Annotated in this window: 15 protein-coding genes; 13 read left to right on the top strand and 2 right to left on the bottom strand. The window is 52.9% G+C overall.

The genetic code is table 11. The features are described from left to right. Positions 1-248: 248 nt before the first annotated feature. From lon to mutY, 11 genes are all read left to right on the top strand, one after another. Complete coding sequence (gene lon / locus Q0X57_RS01440; protein WP_297726614.1) at positions 249-2,714, top strand: endopeptidase La; 2,466 nt, start codon at positions 249-251, stop codon at positions 2,712-2,714. A 28-nt stretch (positions 2,715-2,742) separates the two neighbouring features. Continuing rightward, positions 2,743-3,285 carry a DUF1599 domain-containing protein gene (locus tag Q0X57_RS01435; RefSeq protein WP_297726611.1) on the top strand — a complete coding sequence of 181 codons (543 nt, stop codon included), beginning with the start codon at positions 2,743-2,745 and terminating at the stop codon, positions 3,283-3,285. 26 nt (positions 3,286-3,311) lie between these two features. Next, positions 3,312-4,613, top strand: coding sequence for a BT_3928 family protein (locus tag Q0X57_RS01430; protein ID WP_297726608.1), 1,302 nt, complete (start codon positions 3,312-3,314; stop codon positions 4,611-4,613). 16 nt (positions 4,614-4,629) lie between these two features. Next, positions 4,630-5,394, top strand: coding sequence for a triose-phosphate isomerase (tpiA, locus tag Q0X57_RS01425; protein WP_297726605.1), 765 nt, complete (start codon positions 4,630-4,632; stop codon positions 5,392-5,394). Between the two features lie 44 nt (positions 5,395-5,438). Continuing rightward, positions 5,439-5,867, top strand: coding sequence for an SPOR domain-containing protein (locus Q0X57_RS01420; RefSeq protein WP_297726602.1), 429 nt, complete (start codon positions 5,439-5,441; stop codon positions 5,865-5,867). Between the two features lie 151 nt (positions 5,868-6,018). Further along, positions 6,019-6,561 (top strand): GTP cyclohydrolase I FolE, encoded by a 543-nt coding sequence (gene folE, locus Q0X57_RS01415; protein WP_297726617.1) that lies wholly within the window; start codon positions 6,019-6,021, stop codon positions 6,559-6,561. 40 nt (positions 6,562-6,601) lie between these two features. Beyond that, on the top strand, positions 6,602-7,150 hold the full coding sequence (locus Q0X57_RS01410; RefSeq protein WP_297726599.1) for a hypothetical protein: 549 nt from the start codon (positions 6,602-6,604) through the stop codon (positions 7,148-7,150). Positions 7,151-7,168: 18 nt separating this feature from the next. Next, positions 7,169-8,140, top strand: a complete 972-nt coding sequence (miaA, locus tag Q0X57_RS01405; protein ID WP_297726596.1) for a tRNA (adenosine(37)-N6)-dimethylallyltransferase MiaA — start codon at positions 7,169-7,171, stop codon at positions 8,138-8,140. Beyond that, positions 8,137-8,940, top strand: a complete 804-nt coding sequence (gene radC, locus Q0X57_RS01400) for a DNA repair protein RadC (protein WP_297726593.1) — start codon at positions 8,137-8,139, stop codon at positions 8,938-8,940. The genes miaA and radC overlap by 4 nt, the downstream gene beginning before the upstream one ends. A gap of 64 nt (positions 8,941-9,004) precedes the next feature. Next, positions 9,005-9,988, top strand: a complete 984-nt coding sequence (gene pfkA, locus Q0X57_RS01395) for a 6-phosphofructokinase (RefSeq protein WP_297726591.1) — start codon at positions 9,005-9,007, stop codon at positions 9,986-9,988. Positions 9,989-10,001: 13 nt separating this feature from the next. After that, a complete protein-coding gene (gene mutY / locus Q0X57_RS01390; RefSeq protein WP_297726589.1) occupies positions 10,002-11,093 on the top strand; it encodes an A/G-specific adenine glycosylase in 1,092 nt (363 codons plus the stop codon). A 141-nt stretch (positions 11,094-11,234) separates the two neighbouring features. On the opposite strand, the gene rd is transcribed toward mutY, so the two are convergent. Together rd and Q0X57_RS01380 are read right to left on the bottom strand one after the other, a co-directional pair. Then, positions 11,235-11,399 (bottom strand): rubredoxin, encoded by a 165-nt coding sequence (rd, locus tag Q0X57_RS01385; protein WP_004330944.1) that lies wholly within the window; start codon positions 11,397-11,399, stop codon positions 11,235-11,237. Between the two features lie 39 nt (positions 11,400-11,438). Further along, positions 11,439-11,690 carry a GlsB/YeaQ/YmgE family stress response membrane protein gene (locus Q0X57_RS01380; protein ID WP_297726583.1) on the bottom strand — a complete coding sequence of 84 codons (252 nt, stop codon included), beginning with the start codon at positions 11,688-11,690 and terminating at the stop codon, positions 11,439-11,441. Between the two features lie 442 nt (positions 11,691-12,132). On the opposite strand from Q0X57_RS01380, the gene bioD reads away from it, so the two are divergent. Then, complete coding sequence (gene bioD / locus Q0X57_RS01375; protein ID WP_297726580.1) at positions 12,133-12,807, top strand: dethiobiotin synthase; 675 nt, start codon at positions 12,133-12,135, stop codon at positions 12,805-12,807. A gap of 36 nt (positions 12,808-12,843) precedes the next feature. Next, the gene (locus Q0X57_RS01370; RefSeq protein ID WP_297726577.1) at positions 12,844-15,102 is read left to right on the top strand and encodes a RelA/SpoT family protein; all 2,259 of its coding nucleotides are present in this window, start codon (positions 12,844-12,846) and stop codon (positions 15,100-15,102) included. Positions 15,103-15,153: the final 51 nt, after the last annotated feature.

Below are 15,153 nucleotides of genomic sequence, written 5' to 3'. Positions count from 1 at the left end.
AAATTCTTCGGAACTTTCATTTCATTCTTCCGAAGTTTCATTTCATTCTTCCGAACTTTTATTTCGCGCCTCCGTGGAGAATATCCACTTTCCACGGAGCTATCTGTCTATTCCTCCGTGGAGATTGCTATTTATAGGCACCGTGAGGTAGCTCTGGTCGCTTTCCTTCCCACGTCTACTCGGATAAATGTGGTATATTTGCAAACGTTACAAGCAGATTTACGCAATAGATAGCTAATATCGCTCATATGAAAGAAGACAATTACGACTTTGTGGAGACCGCATTGCCCAACGTTGGCTCAGGGGGCATGGTCATTCCCTTGCCGAACGTTATAGATGAAGATGAGATACTTGACGATGAGCATGACGCTTTTAAGGTACTCTTTCATAGTACCTTTCCCGTACTACCCGTCTTCAACGCTGTCCTCTTTCCCTGTGTCTTGCAGGCAGTCATGCTGACTGAGGACAAGCAGATAGATGCCGTGAGCAATGCCATGTCTAAGGGGCAATACATCGTTGCCACGACTTACATCGGATCAGACCCCGATACCCCCATCACACCCAGCTCGCTCGCCAAGGTAGGCGTACTCTGTATCGTCGAGGATATGATCCACCCCTCGCCAGACAATGTCGTAGCGATCATACGAGGCGTCATACGTGTCCACACCAGCAACTATACGCAGACGAATCCCTACCTGCGCTGCCGGGTCGAGTCACCACGATTACTACCCAATACGGAGAATTGTCTGACAAATGACCCGGAGCTTTTTGTTGCATTCAATAAGCTACGCTACGAGCTGGTCGAGCTGGTCAAAATACGACACATGGAGGGTGCTGAGGACTTTATTGAGGCACTCCATGCTAAGAATAATCTCCCCTTCCTTATCAACTTTACTGCGGCTTATCTCTCACTAGTCTATCGAGCTAAGCTAGAGCTGCTGAAGATCGCCGATACGACGGAACTGGTCATGGAACTGATCAGCTATGTGCGCCAGACGAGCGAGCTCGTACAGATCAATGAGAAGATCGTCAAGCAGACTCAGTCGGACATGGACGAGATGCAGCGCAAGCACTTTCTAGAGCAGCAGATACGTACCATCCGCGAGGAACTGGGCGAGGGAGACTTTGCCGACCAAACAATCGCAGAGCTACGTGAGGCAGCGACGAAAAAGCAGTGGAGCGAAGCGGTGCAGAAGACCTTCGACCGTGAGCTGGGCAACCTAGAGCGCATCCCGACGCAAGCTCCCGAGTACTCGATACAGCTACAGTACCTGCGCCTGATGCTTGACCTGCCGTGGCAGGAGTATAGTCAGGATCAGTTTGACCTCAAGCATGCGGAGGAGATACTAAACCGTGACCACTTCGGCCTAGAGCGTGTCAAGGAGCGTATCCTAGAGCATCTAGCCGTCATCAAGCTCAAGAACGACCTCAAGTCCCCGATACTCTGTCTCTACGGTCCTCCAGGTGTGGGTAAGACTTCACTGGGCAAGAGCATCGCCGAGAGCCTCGGACGTAAGTATGTGCGCATCTCCCTCGGAGGTCTGCACGACGAGGCGGAGATACGCGGACACCGACGCACCTACATCGGAGCAATGTGCGGACGTATCATAGACAGCATCAAGAAGGCGGGGACGAGCAATCCAGTCTTCGTACTAGATGAGATAGACAAGATCTCGTCAGACTACAAGGGCGACCCCGCAGCAGCACTCCTAGAGGTGCTAGACCCAGAGCAGAATGTGGCCTTCCACGATAACTACCTAGACGTAGACTATGACCTGAGCAAGGTGCTCTTCATCGCTACGGCGAATACGCTCAGCACCATCTCGCGTCCGCTCCTCGACCGTATGGAGCTGATACAGGTCTCGGGCTATCTACTGGAGGAGAAGGTCGAGATAGCTCATCGTCATCTCGTACCCAAGGAGCTGGAGGCGCACGGACTGACGAGCGACCAGTTTGCTATAGACACCGACGCTCTGACCTATCTCATCGAGGGCTATACACGAGAGAGTGGCGTGAGATCGCTACAGAAGAACCTCGCAGCGCTCATGCGCAAGCAGGCTAAGCGTGTCGCTATGGGACAGAAGTACAGCGTACAGATCACTCCTGAGATCATACAGCAAGACCTTCGCACGCCACCCTACACACGAGACATATGGCAAGACTTTGGCATGCCAGGCATCGTCACGGGTCTAGCCTGGACTGAGGTAGGTGGAGAAATCCTTTTCATCGAGAGCTCTACGCATCGAGGCAGGGAGGGCAAAGTGACTCTCACGGGCAATCTAGGAGATGTGATGAAAGAGAGCGCCGTCATCGCTCTAGACTATATCAAGGCTCACTGCGAGGAGCTGGAGATACCTGAGAGCACCTTTGACAAGCTGGAGATACATCTACATGTCCCCGAGGGGGCTATTCCGAAGGATGGTCCGAGTGCTGGTATCACGATGGCGACTTCGCTCGTCTCGACTTTGACTAGGCGCACGGTCAAGCCACGCATCGCCATGAGTGGTGAGATAACGCTCACAGGGCGTGTCCTCCCCGTGGGTGGTATCAAGGAGAAGATCTTAGCAGCCAAGCGGGCTGGCGTCAAGACGCTCATCCTGAGCAAAGAGAATGAGAAGGACATCTTAGACATCAAGCCTATATACATTGAGGGCTTAACCTTCTCCTATGTAGAGACAATCAAGGAGGTGCTGGACCTAGCGCTCAACGATTAGCCACACGCACCCTAAAGCTTTAGAGTCTATGAATACAGAGCAACAGTATCATAAAGTGGTCGCAGAGTGTAGGACGCTTTTTGCCCAGAAGCTACACGACTACGGAGCTTCCTGGCGTATCCTGCGCCCCTCCTCACTCACGGATCAGATCATGATCAAGGCGCTACGCATACGCTCCCTAGAGACGAAGGCGGAGCAGCGTGTCGATGAGGACGTAGACAACGAGTACATCGGCATCGTCAACTATGGCATCATCGGTCTCATACAGCTAGAGCGCACTCCGAGCGACAAGCCTGACTTATCGCCCGAAGAGGCACTGGAGCTATACGACCAACTCATCAAGGAGACTTACCAGTTGATGGTCAACAAGAACCACGACTACGATGAGGCGTGGCGCAAGATGCGCATTAGCTCCATAACAGACATCATACTGACGAAGATATTTCGCACCAAGGAGATCGAAGATCTCGCAGGCAAGACGCTTGTGAGTGAGGGCATAGCGGCTAACTATCAGGATATGATAAACTACTCTATCTTTGCACTCATCAAGTTGCGCTTTGATCAGGCATAGCGTACACCACATTTACAGATAATCCTATGAGCCGTCAACGAGTCCAATACATCCTATCCGAGCTCTCCCGCATCCTACTAGCAGCACTGCTACTCTTCTCGGGATTTGTCAAGGGGGTAGACCCTATGGGAGGTGCGATCAAGATAGAGGAGTACCTCAGAGTGATGGGTCTGGGGAGCATGAGAGCTATGGCTCCCGCCCTCTCGGTGGCACTCTGCTCCTTTGAGTTTCTCCTCGGCGGCTTTCTCTTGATGGGACTTTGGAGGAGGATCACAGCCTGGGGTACGACTCTCTTCATGGGCGTGATGACGCTGGTGACACTTTACCTAGCGCTCTTTAACCCTATCAGCGATTGCGGTTGCTTTGGCGATGCGCTCAAGCTGACCAATTGGGAGACCTTTGGCAAGAATGTCTTCTTCATGGCTGTCACGATAGTTTACCTGCTCACCTACCACAAGGCGAGCCGTCCTTTCCGCGGTATCACTGGCTCCGTAGCTACGGTTTTACTTCTATTGGGCTGGGGGCTTTTCGTGGGAGGTAACCTAAGGCATCTGCCACTCATTGACTTTCGCCCCTATAAGATCGGCACCTCGCTACGAGAGCTGACAATGATCCCTGAGAATGCGCCTCAGGAGGAGATCGAGTACCTCTTTATCTATGAGAAGAATGGACTACGAGAGACATTTAATATGGAGGAGCTCCCCGACTCCACTTGGACTTACATAGACCGCCAGGAGCGAGTCATCAAGGAGGGCTACAAGCCTCCTGTTATGGACTTTGCGATCTATGCGGGAGGAAGCTCTCAGCAAGCGACAGAGCGAGATGTGACTCAGACGATGCTACTCAATGAGAGTCCGCAGATATGGGTCATAACGCCAAACTGGGAGACGATACCCATACAGATGGGACGCAAGCTCAATGCACTCTACGAGTGGGCTGAGTCTGTCGGCGTCGCTATGTACGGCATCTCTGGCAGTACGCCCGAGGAGCGTGGACGCTGGCGCAATAAGACAGCTGCCGCCTATCCACTCTACTTTTGCGATGGGACGACGATCAAGACGATGGCTCGGGCTCAGCCCTCTGTCATACTGGTCTCTGACGGTGTCATCCTGGACAAGAGAGCTGCTCGAGACTTGCCCGACAAGTACACAGATCAGGATTACGAAAAGCTCTCCGCCTTACTACGACAAGCACCTCACGCTGGACTACACATAGAGCGTTGGGGGCTCCTCATTGCCTGGATTATCTTTTGCCTTGTTATGCTAATCCAAAGCGTACAGTGGGAGGACAAGGCTAAGTACTCCGAGTATCAGATTAAGACTAAATAACCAACACAACAATATCATGGACAAGAGAACACTCATCGTAGCTGGAAACTGGAAGATGAATATGACCCTCGACGCGGGGCTCCAACTCATCACAGAAATCAAAGAGCAGGTGGCTAAGCTCAGCAACCCCTGTAAGGTAATCTTGGCTCCTCCTTACATTCACCTGGGAGCGATGAAGGGACTGCTCGCAGGGAGTAGCATAGAGTATGCTGCACAGGACTGCTCAGCACACGAGGCTGGTGCTTACACTGGCGAGGTGTCCGCTGAGATGATACGCTCCTGTGGTTGCACCTACGTCATCATCGGGCATAGCGAGCGCCGTGCTTATCACAAGGAGAGCGCTGAGCTACTGGCTCAGAAGGTTGATCAGGCTCTCGCTCATGGGCTCAAGGTCATCTTCTGCGTTGGCGAGCAGCAGGCAGAGCGTGAGGCAAACCGCTACTTCGAGGTGGTCGATGAGCAGCTACGTGGTTCCCTAGGACATCTCTCACACGAGCAGATGGCGCAGATTGTCTTGGCTTACGAGCCTGTATGGGCTATCGGCACTGGCCTAACGGCAACGCCTGAACAAGCACAAGAGATGCACCAGCACATTCGCCAGACGGTGGCATCGCTCTTTGACAAGAAGCTAGCAGACCTCACCACGATCCTCTACGGTGGTAGCTGCAAGGCTTCAAATGCTGAGGCGCTCTTCTCACAACCCGACGTCGATGGCGGACTCATTGGAGGGGCTGCTCTCAAAGCCGATACATTCTTACCCATTATCACAGCAAATAAATGAGGCTTCTAGCGCCTATCAGGCATTCACTCGTCCTACTCTTGAGTGTGACCGTACTCTCTAGCTCGCTTGTAGCTCAGGAGCGCACTCAGGAGCAGGACATCTTCACCCAGATAACTACTCAAAGCAGTGGAGGCAACGTGACTATCACGCAGCCTAACTGGTTGCGCAATCTCGTAGGCAAGACGACCTTTCATACCGCAAGGTCAAGCGTCCACACGGGGTATCGCATACAGGTCTACACGAGCAATATGCGTGGCGCTAAGCAGGAGGCCTACCGCTTAGCTAGCCGAGTAAGGGGTGCAGCGCCTGAGCTATCTACTTATGTCACTTATAGCGCCCCCTTTTGGCGTCTATCGGTCGGCGACTACAGTTCGCGACAAGAGGCTCAGCAGCAACTCAACGCTTTGCGTGCCGCCCATCCACAACTTATGCGAGAAGCCTACATCGTCCGAGAGAAAGTACGTATACGCTAAGCTCTACGCACATCTGTATCATCCATCGACTTATCATTAAACTCTTTTTCCTGAAAACCATCTTACATACATGGAAGAGCCCCAGCAGATATTACACACTAATCAGAACTACGTGGTCAGCGACTTTCTCCCTGAGCCACAACTAGAGCGGATGAAAGGTCACGTCAAGGAGCTCCTCACAGAGCTAGGCGAAGACCCCACCCGTGAAGGGCTACTCAAGACTCCCGAGCGAGTATCCAAGGCACTCCACTTCCTCACTAAGGGCTACCAAGAGGATCCCTTAGCGATCCTACGTGCCGCCACTTTTAGAGAGGATTACCAGCAGATGGTCATCGTACGGGATATAGACTTTTACTCTCTCTGCGAGCATCATATGTTGCCTTTCTTTGGCAAGGTACACGTAGGCTACATCCCCAACAAGTATATCACGGGGCTTAGCAAGATACCTCGCATCGTTGATGTTTTCGCTCGCCGTCTACAGGTGCAGGAGCGACTGACCACACAGATCAAAGACTGCATCCAGCAGGCGCTCTCACCACTAGGCGTCATCGTCGTCATCGAGGCACAGCATATGTGTATGCAGATGCGTGGCGTACAGAAGCAAAACTCGTTCACTACGACGAGCGACTTCACGGGAGCCTTCAAAGAGTCGAAGACTCGTGAGGAGTTTTTCAACCTAGTACGTAAGAGTTAGCCCTGCATATTCATTTAGTTCACACGGCACGAAACCATTTATGATACATCACTATCACGTAACCTCTGAGGCTGAGGAGACCTTCGCTCTAGACTTTGAGATACAAGCTGACGCCGCCTTTGCTCAGCTCATGGATCTGCTAATAGACACCTTAGACTTTGACCCAGCATCAATCGGTATGTTTTATCTCTGCGACGATCGCTGGGAAGAGATCGGACAGGTAGCCTCTAGCGACTTCTTTGAGACCGACGCAGGCAACCAATATGATATTGAAAGCTCTAGCCTAGAGGATCTGCTTGACGAGACAGGAGCGCGGATGCGTTATCTCTTCGATCTCTTTGAGGATCGCTATCTACGCCTTCAGTTAGTCAAGATACACAGTGGCTCATTGTCCAGCCCCCAGATCATCTCTCTAGAGGGTAAGAAGCCTCGGCAGACGAACCCTGAGGAGTTTGTCGGCAATCTTCTAGGCGGTGACGCACTCTCTAGCGATGTTCCTCTAGGGATGATGGACGAAGCCTTTGGCGAGGAGCTCTTTAATGCTGACGAGCTCTCCAGCGATGGCTTTAGCATCGTAGATGAAGAGTAAGCGCTAGCATCCTCTCCGATGAGCTGCTGCACGGGCAAACTGAAGGAGGTCTCCCCTACACTGATCGTACTCACAGGAGCTACAGGCGTAGGCAAGACCTCCTTTGCTATAGCACTGGCTCGTCATCTAGGCTCCACCGCCCAGCCCTTACCGATCCTCTCGGCAGACTCTCGGCAGATATACCGTGGCATGCCGATCGGCACCGCCACCCCCACGGAAGAGGAGCGACGACTAGCTCCTCATTACTTCGTAGCGACCCATGAGATCACTGAGCCGTATAGTGCTGGGCGCTATGAGCTAGAGGTGATGAAGCTCCTAGAGCAACTCTTTCGGGAGCATCCCGTCGTCATCCTTTGTGGAGGGTCAATGCTCTACATTGACGCTATTTGTAGTGGTATAGACGACATCCCCCCTGTTGATCTAGAGGTACGTGCGCAGCTTCACGAGCGCTATCAGAGAGAGGGGCTGGCAGGCATCCTTGCGGAGCTACAGCTCGTTGATCCGCTGTACTATAATAAGGTAGACCATTGCAATCATCGTCGTGTGATGCATGCGCTAGAGGTGTACCTCAGCAGCGGTTCGCCACTCTCCTCTTATCACTCAGGCGAAGATGCCGACCGCCCCTTCCGTCTGCTCACCTATGCCCTGACTCGCCCCCGTGAGGAGCTCTACCAACGCATCAACCAGCGCGTGGAGATGATGATTGAGGAGGGCTTGGTCGAGGAAGCTAAGGCGCTCTACCCTCATCGTCAGCTCAATGCGCTCAATACGGTAGGATACAAAGAGCTCTTTGCACATTTCGATGGGCAGTACGATCTAGCAGAGGCGATACGACTCATACAGCGCAATAGTCGCCACTTTGCCCGTAAGCAGCTCACCTGGCAGCGACGCCATCACGAGTTCGCTCCGCTTGACCTGTCCACTCCCTGGGAGCCCCTCCTAGAGCGTATCCAGCAAGACTTACTCACCCAGCCACAGACCCCTAGATGAAAGCAGACTCACCCCTTCAGCCAGCCAAGCCATTAGCCAAAACCTCTACTAAGAACACCATCAAGCAGTGGAGCGAGGAGGACCGTCCTCGCGAAAAGCTCCTCAGACTTGGAGCTCGGCACCTCTCAGATGCTGAGTTGCTGGCTATCTTCATCAACTCTGGCACAGAAAAGGACTCAGCTCTAGACCTAGCGAAGCAGATCATGACTGGTCTAGATAACGACTTAGGTCAGCTCCTAGAGATAGACCATGCCTACCTCACAGGTTGCGAACCAGGAGAGAAGAAAAAGCGATTTGCTGGACTAGGTGATGCACGCGCCTGTACCATACTCGCAGCCATCGAGCTGGGACGCAGACTACGAGACACGCCACCGCCTCGGCGCACACCGATCACCTGTAGCCTAGACGCTTATCGCGTCTTAAGACGTCATCTAGAGAGCTTAGACCATGAGGAGCTAAGGTGCCTCTACCTAGATGCCTCAGGGCGAGTCATCAAGGACGAATTGGTCTCCTCAGGAGGAGTCAGCCACGCTGTAGCCGATCTGCGACTTATCTTGGCTCCCGCCATCACGCACTACGCCTCGGCTATCATACTAGCGCACAATCACCCCACCGGCCACCTACAGCCCAGCGCCGAGGATATGGACCTCACCAAGCGGGTCAAACAGGTAGCCTCCGTCTGCAACATACGTCTCAACGACCACCTCATCCTCGGCCGTTACCACGCCTCGGTAACCTCTGACGGCGAGCGCTCCCACTACTTGAGCTTTGCGGACAATGGTTTGCTCGCATCGCTCTAGCTCCACACTTGAGGTAAAAGTACTACCTTTGTAGCATAGATAACTATCTAACTAACACTTGAGCATGAATCGCATCAAACGAATTGGCGTACTCACATCGGGCGGTGATGCCCCAGGCATGAATGCCGCTATACGTGCCGTCGCCAGAGCCTCTCTATACCACGGTATCTCTGTATGTGGCATCATCAAAGGCTATACAGGACTTATCGAAAACAATGTCATAGAGCTTACCGTCGAGAACGTAAGCAACATCATACAGCGTGGAGGTACGATCCTCAAGACAGCCCGAAGCCATGAGTTCGAGACTCCCGAGGGACGTGCTCGCGCCTACGAAGTCATTCAGGAAAATGAGATAGATGGACTCGTTGTCATCGGTGGTGACGGCTCACTCACTGGTGCGCGACTCCTCGCCAATGAGCACAACCTCCCAACCGTAGGCATCCCAGCGACCATCGATAACGACCTCGCTGGCACCGACCTTACGATAGGTTATACGACAGCTCTCAATACCATTATGGATGCTGTCGACAAACTGCGAGACACCGCCTCAAGCCATGAGCGCATCTTCTTCGTCGAGGTGATGGGACGTGAGTCTGGCTTCCTCGCACTCAATGGCGCTATCGCTACTGGCTCTGAGGGCGCTCTCATCCCCGAAGACCCCACCAGTACCGAGTCGCTCAAGAAGATGATCGAGAGTGGCTTCCGCAAGACCAAGAGCAGTAGCATCATCCTCGTCACCGAGAGTGGGGAGCGCGAGGGACAGACACTCTTCATCGCAGATGACTTCAAGCGTCGCTACCCTAAGTTTGACATCCGTGTCACCATCCTAGGGCATCTACAGAGAGGTGGTATACCGTGCGCTACCGACCGTATTATGGGTAGCCGAATGGGTGCAGCCGCCGTGCAGGCTCTCCTTGATGAGCAGCGCAATGTGATGATTGGGTATGACAACGATGAGATCGTCTACGTACCTTTTGTCAAGGCTACAAAAAAGCAAAAGCGCATCGACCCCGAGCTCATCGACCTGCTACACATGCTCTCTATCTAAAGAAGCTCCACACTTGAGTACACTGCTCACCAAGCTACACAGCTGGTACCAAGAGAATCATCGTAAGCTCCCCTGGCGAGACATACACGACCCCTATCGTATATGGCTCAGTGAGGTGATCCTACAGCAGACACGGATAGATCAGGGGACGAGCTACTACTTACGATTTGTCGAGCACTACCCCACCGTTTCAGACCTTGCTATAGCACCGCTTGATGAGGTGCTCAAGCTCTGGGAGGGGCTGGGATACTACAGCCGTGCTCGCAACTTACATCGTGCAGCTCAGCTCATCGTCCATGAGTTGGGCGGCACCTTCCCCGCAGACTACCAGTCAGTCCGCGCCCTCCCTGGCATTGGCGACTACACCGCTGGAGCCGTCCTCTCCTTTGCTTATGATCAACCATACCCCGCCGTCGATGGCAATGTGCTCCGCGTACTGAGTCGGCTCTATGCCTCTGAGGAACCGATAGACACCACCCAGGGAAAGAAGTACTACACCGCCCTAGCCAGACAATTGGTCGAAAAAGCGCCACATCCAGGACTACACAACCAAGCGATGATCGAGCTAGGCGCACTCATCTGCACCCCTCAGCTATGCGACTGCACCCGCTGTCCCGTCCGCAGCGAATGCCCCTCTGCCGATAGCCCTGAGCGAGCCAGCTTACCACGCAAAGCGCTCAAGCTCTCCGTCCAGCCCCGACACTTAGGCTATCTCTTTGTACTCAAGAGAGGACTAGACCAGTGGCAGACGATACTCTACCAGCGCCCCACAGGCGACATATGGGGCAAGCTCTACCAGCCCACACTACTATACGACCAGCCCGTAGCTCCGCAAGAGGAGCTACTCCTACAGCCTCTTCCTGAGCCACCTGCAGCACTAGCGCATTGCCAGCTACGCCCTTTCAGACGATATAAGCATCGGCTCACACACCGACAGCTCTACATCGACTGCTACTACACCATACTCCCTGACAGTAGCACCCCACCGTTGCCCGACGGTGGTACGTGGGTACCGCTACACGATGAGAGCGAGTGGCTAGCACTCCCCATCACGCTCAAGAAAGCACTTCAGCAACTCACCTCCCATATTAAGACTGCTGAATAGTTCCTCCCTCTACATCTCCCTATTGGCCTGCCGCAGGAGTCATTAGCTCCTCAACAGAAGAGGTGCCCTACAACCAAGTAACTGGTCATAGGGCACCCCTTTGTTAGTTGTTGTGTCATCTAGTGATGGTGTGGCACAGGCTTAGTCCTCCATTGGAGAGAACTGATCCTTGGAGACACCACAGAGTGGGCACTCCCAGTCATCGGGTAGATCCTCAAAGGGTGTGCCTGGAGCTATACCGCTATCAGGATCGCCCTCTGCAGGGTCATATACATGGCCACATACATCGCAAACGTACTTTTTCATAATTCTTTCTTTGTAATAGAGTGTTAGTTAGAACGGGGGCTACCTTTTCCTTTTATTGAAGAGTCCTACTACTAGAAGTATCACACAGGCACCCACGACGGCACAGACTAGCTGCGCCCACCACGAGTCACCTGCCATGGCTCCGAAGAAGCTGTAGACCCAGCCTCCGACAAGACCTCCGAGCATACCGATGATTATATTCCATAGGCAACCCAGTGAGCGACCTCGCATGATCCAGCCTGCGATAGCTCCTGCCGCAAGACCTATTAGCAAACTCCAAAGTAGTCCCATAGTATTCAGTGTTTAATAGTTCGTAAATGTTGGCTTAACAGCCATGCGTCGGGGACTTCTTAGTGGTACAAGCCCCCTCTGCGATGACAAAGTTAATCTAATCTTTTGACATAGACAATTTTGTCTATTCCATATTCTAGCAAACGCATCGTACTCAGCGGGCTCATTTATGCCACCACGGAGGAAATCGAGAATTACTCCGTGGATATCTCTCATTCCTCAGCGAGGAAACGAAAAATTCTTCGGAACTTTGATTTCTTTCTTCCGAAGTTTTATTTCATTCTTCCGAAGTTTTATTTCCCAGCTCCGTGGAGAATTTTTGTTTTCCAGCGAGCTATAGGCAAATTCCTCGGGAGGAACGGCCGACCGTTCGCCAATTGATAGCTATTCTGTACCTTTGTAGATGGAGGAGATTGCCCTCCTCCACTTAGTAGATAACGCTATGAATAGTGATGCAATGCAATTGGTCTCTCCTCCTGATCGGATCTATGTCTGTGGTATTGACACCGATATAGGGAAGACCTATGGGACTGCCTTCCTCATACGTACGCTCAGAGAGGCGGGTCATACAGCCTGCACCTCGATGAAGCTGGTCCAGACGGGATGCCATGAGATCAGTGAAGATATAGAGACGCATCGTCGTCTACTCGGAGAGCCTCTCTCGGAGTGGGATCGCCAGGGGCTCACTTGCCCCTACCTCTACAGTTACCCCTGCTCGCCTCACCTGGCAGCACGTATGGATGGTGGAGAGATAGACCCCGAGCGACTCAACAAGGCTACCCGCCATCTGCAAGAGCTGGGTGCCAAGCCTTTGCTTGTAGAGTGCGCTGGAGGACTGATGGTGCCACTCACCGAGCAGCTCCTCACGATAGACTACATAGCTCAGCAGACGAACCCTAAGATAGCTCTCGTCACCAATGGCAAGCTAGGTAGCATCAATCACACGCTACTCAGTATCGACGCTTGCATGCACCGAGGCATTGAGGTGCGCTACCTTATATATAATGTATACCCTGAGCAGGACGCGACGATAGAGCGTGAGACCATCGCCTATCTCCAGGGATGGCTCGAGGAGCATCTGCCCTCATGTCTCTTTATGAAAATGCCTATAGTATAGAGCTTCTGTATAACCCTTTTTTCGTTCCCCTAAAATATGGAAGACATTTACCCCGTAGATTATAGTAACTCGACACTCTCCGATGAGGAGATGATACAGCGAGAATACGATGCGCTGATCTATGACTATGAGCACTCGAATCACCGCAAGAAGGTGGAGGTGATACAGCGCGCTTTTACCTTCGCACGGATGGCTCACGAGGGGGTCCGACGCAAGAGCGGAGAGCCTTACATCATGCACCCGCTCGCAGTGGCTCGTATCGTGTGCCGTGAGATAGGTCTAGGCTCTACATCGATCGTCTCTACCCTACTCCACGACGTGATCGAGGACACGGAGTACACGGAGGAGGATATAGAGCAGCTCTTCGGTCCTAAGGTGGCTCAGATCGTCGTAGGCCTGACCAAGATCAGTAGCGAGATACTGGCCGAGCGAAACATTGAGAGCCTACAAGCGGAGAACTTTCGCAAGCTGATCCTGACGATGAATGCAGACATTCGTGTGATCCTTATCAAGATTGCCGACCGTCTGCACAATATGCGTACCCTGAGCTCGATGCCTGAGCATAAGAAGCTCAAGATAACGGGCGAGACTCTCTACATCTACGCACCGCTAGCTCACCGTCTAGGGCTTTTCGCTATTAAGACAGAGCTCGAGGAACTGGTCTTCAAGCATGAGCACCCGAAGGCTTACGAGGATATCTGCAACCAGATTATTGACACGGAGCAGTCTCGTGCGGAGCTCTTCAAGCAGTTTAGCACACCTGTGCACCCCCTGCTCAAGGCTCGTGGGCTGGACTACGAGATGAAGACGCGTGTCAAGTCTTGCTACTCGATCTGGAAGAAGATGCAGAAGAAGCAGATCCCCTTTCAGGAGATATACGATCTCTACGCCGTACGCATTATCTTTGAGGAAACCCCAGGGCTCAATGTCAAGGAGACTTGCTGGGGTATCTATACCGACATCACGAGCCTCTATCGTGTCAACAATGAGCGGACGCGTGACTGGGTCGCTCAGCCCAAGAGCAATGGCTACCGCGCACTACACTTTACAGTCATGGGCCCCACGGGCAAGTGGATCGAGGTACAGGTGCGTAGCCGCAAGATGGATGAGATAGACGAGCGGGGACTAGCAGCTCACTGGAAGTACAAGTCGGACGGTGTGGAGGAGGATCAGGAGATTACGAAGTTCCTCGACCAGATCAGCGAGCTACTGGAGAATCCGGACTCGAGCGCCATGGACTTTTTGGACACGATCAAGCTCAATCTCTACGGAGATGATATCATGGTCTTTACTCCCAAGGGGGATCCGATCACGCTCCCTCACGAGAGTACCCCGCTGGACTTTGCCTATGCGCTTCACTCGACACTCGGACAGACTTGCATCGGTGCCAAGGTCAATCACAAGCTAGTGCCTCTCAGCCACACGCTACAGAGTGGTGACCAGGTGGAGATCATCTCCAGCAATAATCAAAAGCCCTCAGCGCTATGGCTTAAGTATGTCAAGACGGCTAAGGCTAAGAGCAAGATCAATGAGTTCCTTCGTGTGGAGCGTCGCAAGCTCATCAGCAAAGGCGAAGAGAGCGTGATCAACTACTTCGAGCAGCACGATCTCTCTGTCGATGCGGGACATATGGATCTTGTGGCAGCGCTCTTTGGCTTTCACAAGCGTGAGGATCTCTTCTACGCTGTCGGCTCTGGCACGGTCAATCTAGTGGAGTCGCTCTACAAGCGGATCAAGTCGAGCAAGAGCAATCGCTTCTTCAAGTCGGTCAAGGAGGCTCTCATAGGCAAACAAGAGTCTATGCCCAAGCCTACCGAGTCCATCTCTCAGATCAGTGAGATAGACTACAAGAAGCCGTACCTTCTCCAGAGCGATGCTATCAAGAGCAACTACGTCATGGCTGACGACTGCCATCCGCTCCCTGGCGACGAGGTGGTCGCCTTCGTCATAGACAACCAAGTAGTGGTGCATCAGCGTACCTGCACCGAGGCTATGCGACTGAAGAGTAGCACGGGCAATAAGCTCCTCTCGACCATCTGGGGCGATCAGGGTGATACGCTCTTCACGGGCTCGATCATGATCGAGGGTATCGACTCTAAGGGTATCCTCAATGGGATCGTGCAGGTGATTACGGAAGACTTCCTGATCAATATCGCCTCCGTACAGCTCCAGACGCAAGACGGTATCTTCGGAGGAAAAGTGGGACTAGAGGTACACTCAGCTGAGCAGGTAGAGCAACTCTGCGCAGCGCTCAAGCAGGCTCCAGGCATTAGCAACGCCTACCGCATCTACTGATACGGAGCGTGACTACAGAACAAAAAAGGAGACTACCACTCGTGGGCGATA

The sequence above is a fragment of the uncultured Porphyromonas sp. genome (assembly GCF_947254915.1).
In the GTDB taxonomy this organism is placed as follows: Bacteria; Bacteroidota; Bacteroidia; order Bacteroidales; family Porphyromonadaceae; genus Porphyromonas.
This window is presented reverse-complemented; position numbering and strand designations above follow the sequence as displayed.

Excerpts from the sequence above, each read along its gene's own strand:
- bioD (WP_297726580.1), top strand. The coding sequence starts at position 12,133 with ATGAATAGTGATGCAATGCAATTGGTCTCTCCTCCTGATCGGATCTAT.
- miaA (WP_297726596.1), top strand. The coding sequence starts at position 7,169 with ATGAGCTGCTGCACGGGCAAACTGAAGGAGGTCTCCCCTACACTGATC.
- rd (WP_004330944.1), bottom strand. The coding sequence starts at position 11,399 with ATGAAAAAGTACGTTTGCGATGTATGTGGCCATGTATATGACCCTGCA.
- Q0X57_RS01410 (WP_297726599.1), top strand. The coding sequence starts at position 6,602 with ATGATACATCACTATCACGTAACCTCTGAGGCTGAGGAGACCTTCGCT.
- Q0X57_RS01430 (WP_297726608.1), top strand. The coding sequence starts at position 3,312 with ATGAGCCGTCAACGAGTCCAATACATCCTATCCGAGCTCTCCCGCATC.
- folE (WP_297726617.1), top strand. The coding sequence starts at position 6,019 with ATGAAAGGTCACGTCAAGGAGCTCCTCACAGAGCTAGGCGAAGACCCC.
- tpiA (WP_297726605.1), top strand. The coding sequence starts at position 4,630 with ATGGACAAGAGAACACTCATCGTAGCTGGAAACTGGAAGATGAATATG.
- radC (WP_297726593.1), top strand. The coding sequence starts at position 8,137 with ATGAAAGCAGACTCACCCCTTCAGCCAGCCAAGCCATTAGCCAAAACC.
- Q0X57_RS01435 (WP_297726611.1), top strand. The coding sequence starts at position 2,743 with ATGAATACAGAGCAACAGTATCATAAAGTGGTCGCAGAGTGTAGGACG.
- lon (WP_297726614.1), top strand. The coding sequence starts at position 249 with ATGAAAGAAGACAATTACGACTTTGTGGAGACCGCATTGCCCAACGTT.
- Q0X57_RS01380 (WP_297726583.1), bottom strand. The coding sequence starts at position 11,690 with ATGGGACTACTTTGGAGTTTGCTAATAGGTCTTGCGGCAGGAGCTATC.
- Q0X57_RS01370 (WP_297726577.1), top strand. The coding sequence starts at position 12,844 with ATGGAAGACATTTACCCCGTAGATTATAGTAACTCGACACTCTCCGAT.
- pfkA (WP_297726591.1), top strand. The coding sequence starts at position 9,005 with ATGAATCGCATCAAACGAATTGGCGTACTCACATCGGGCGGTGATGCC.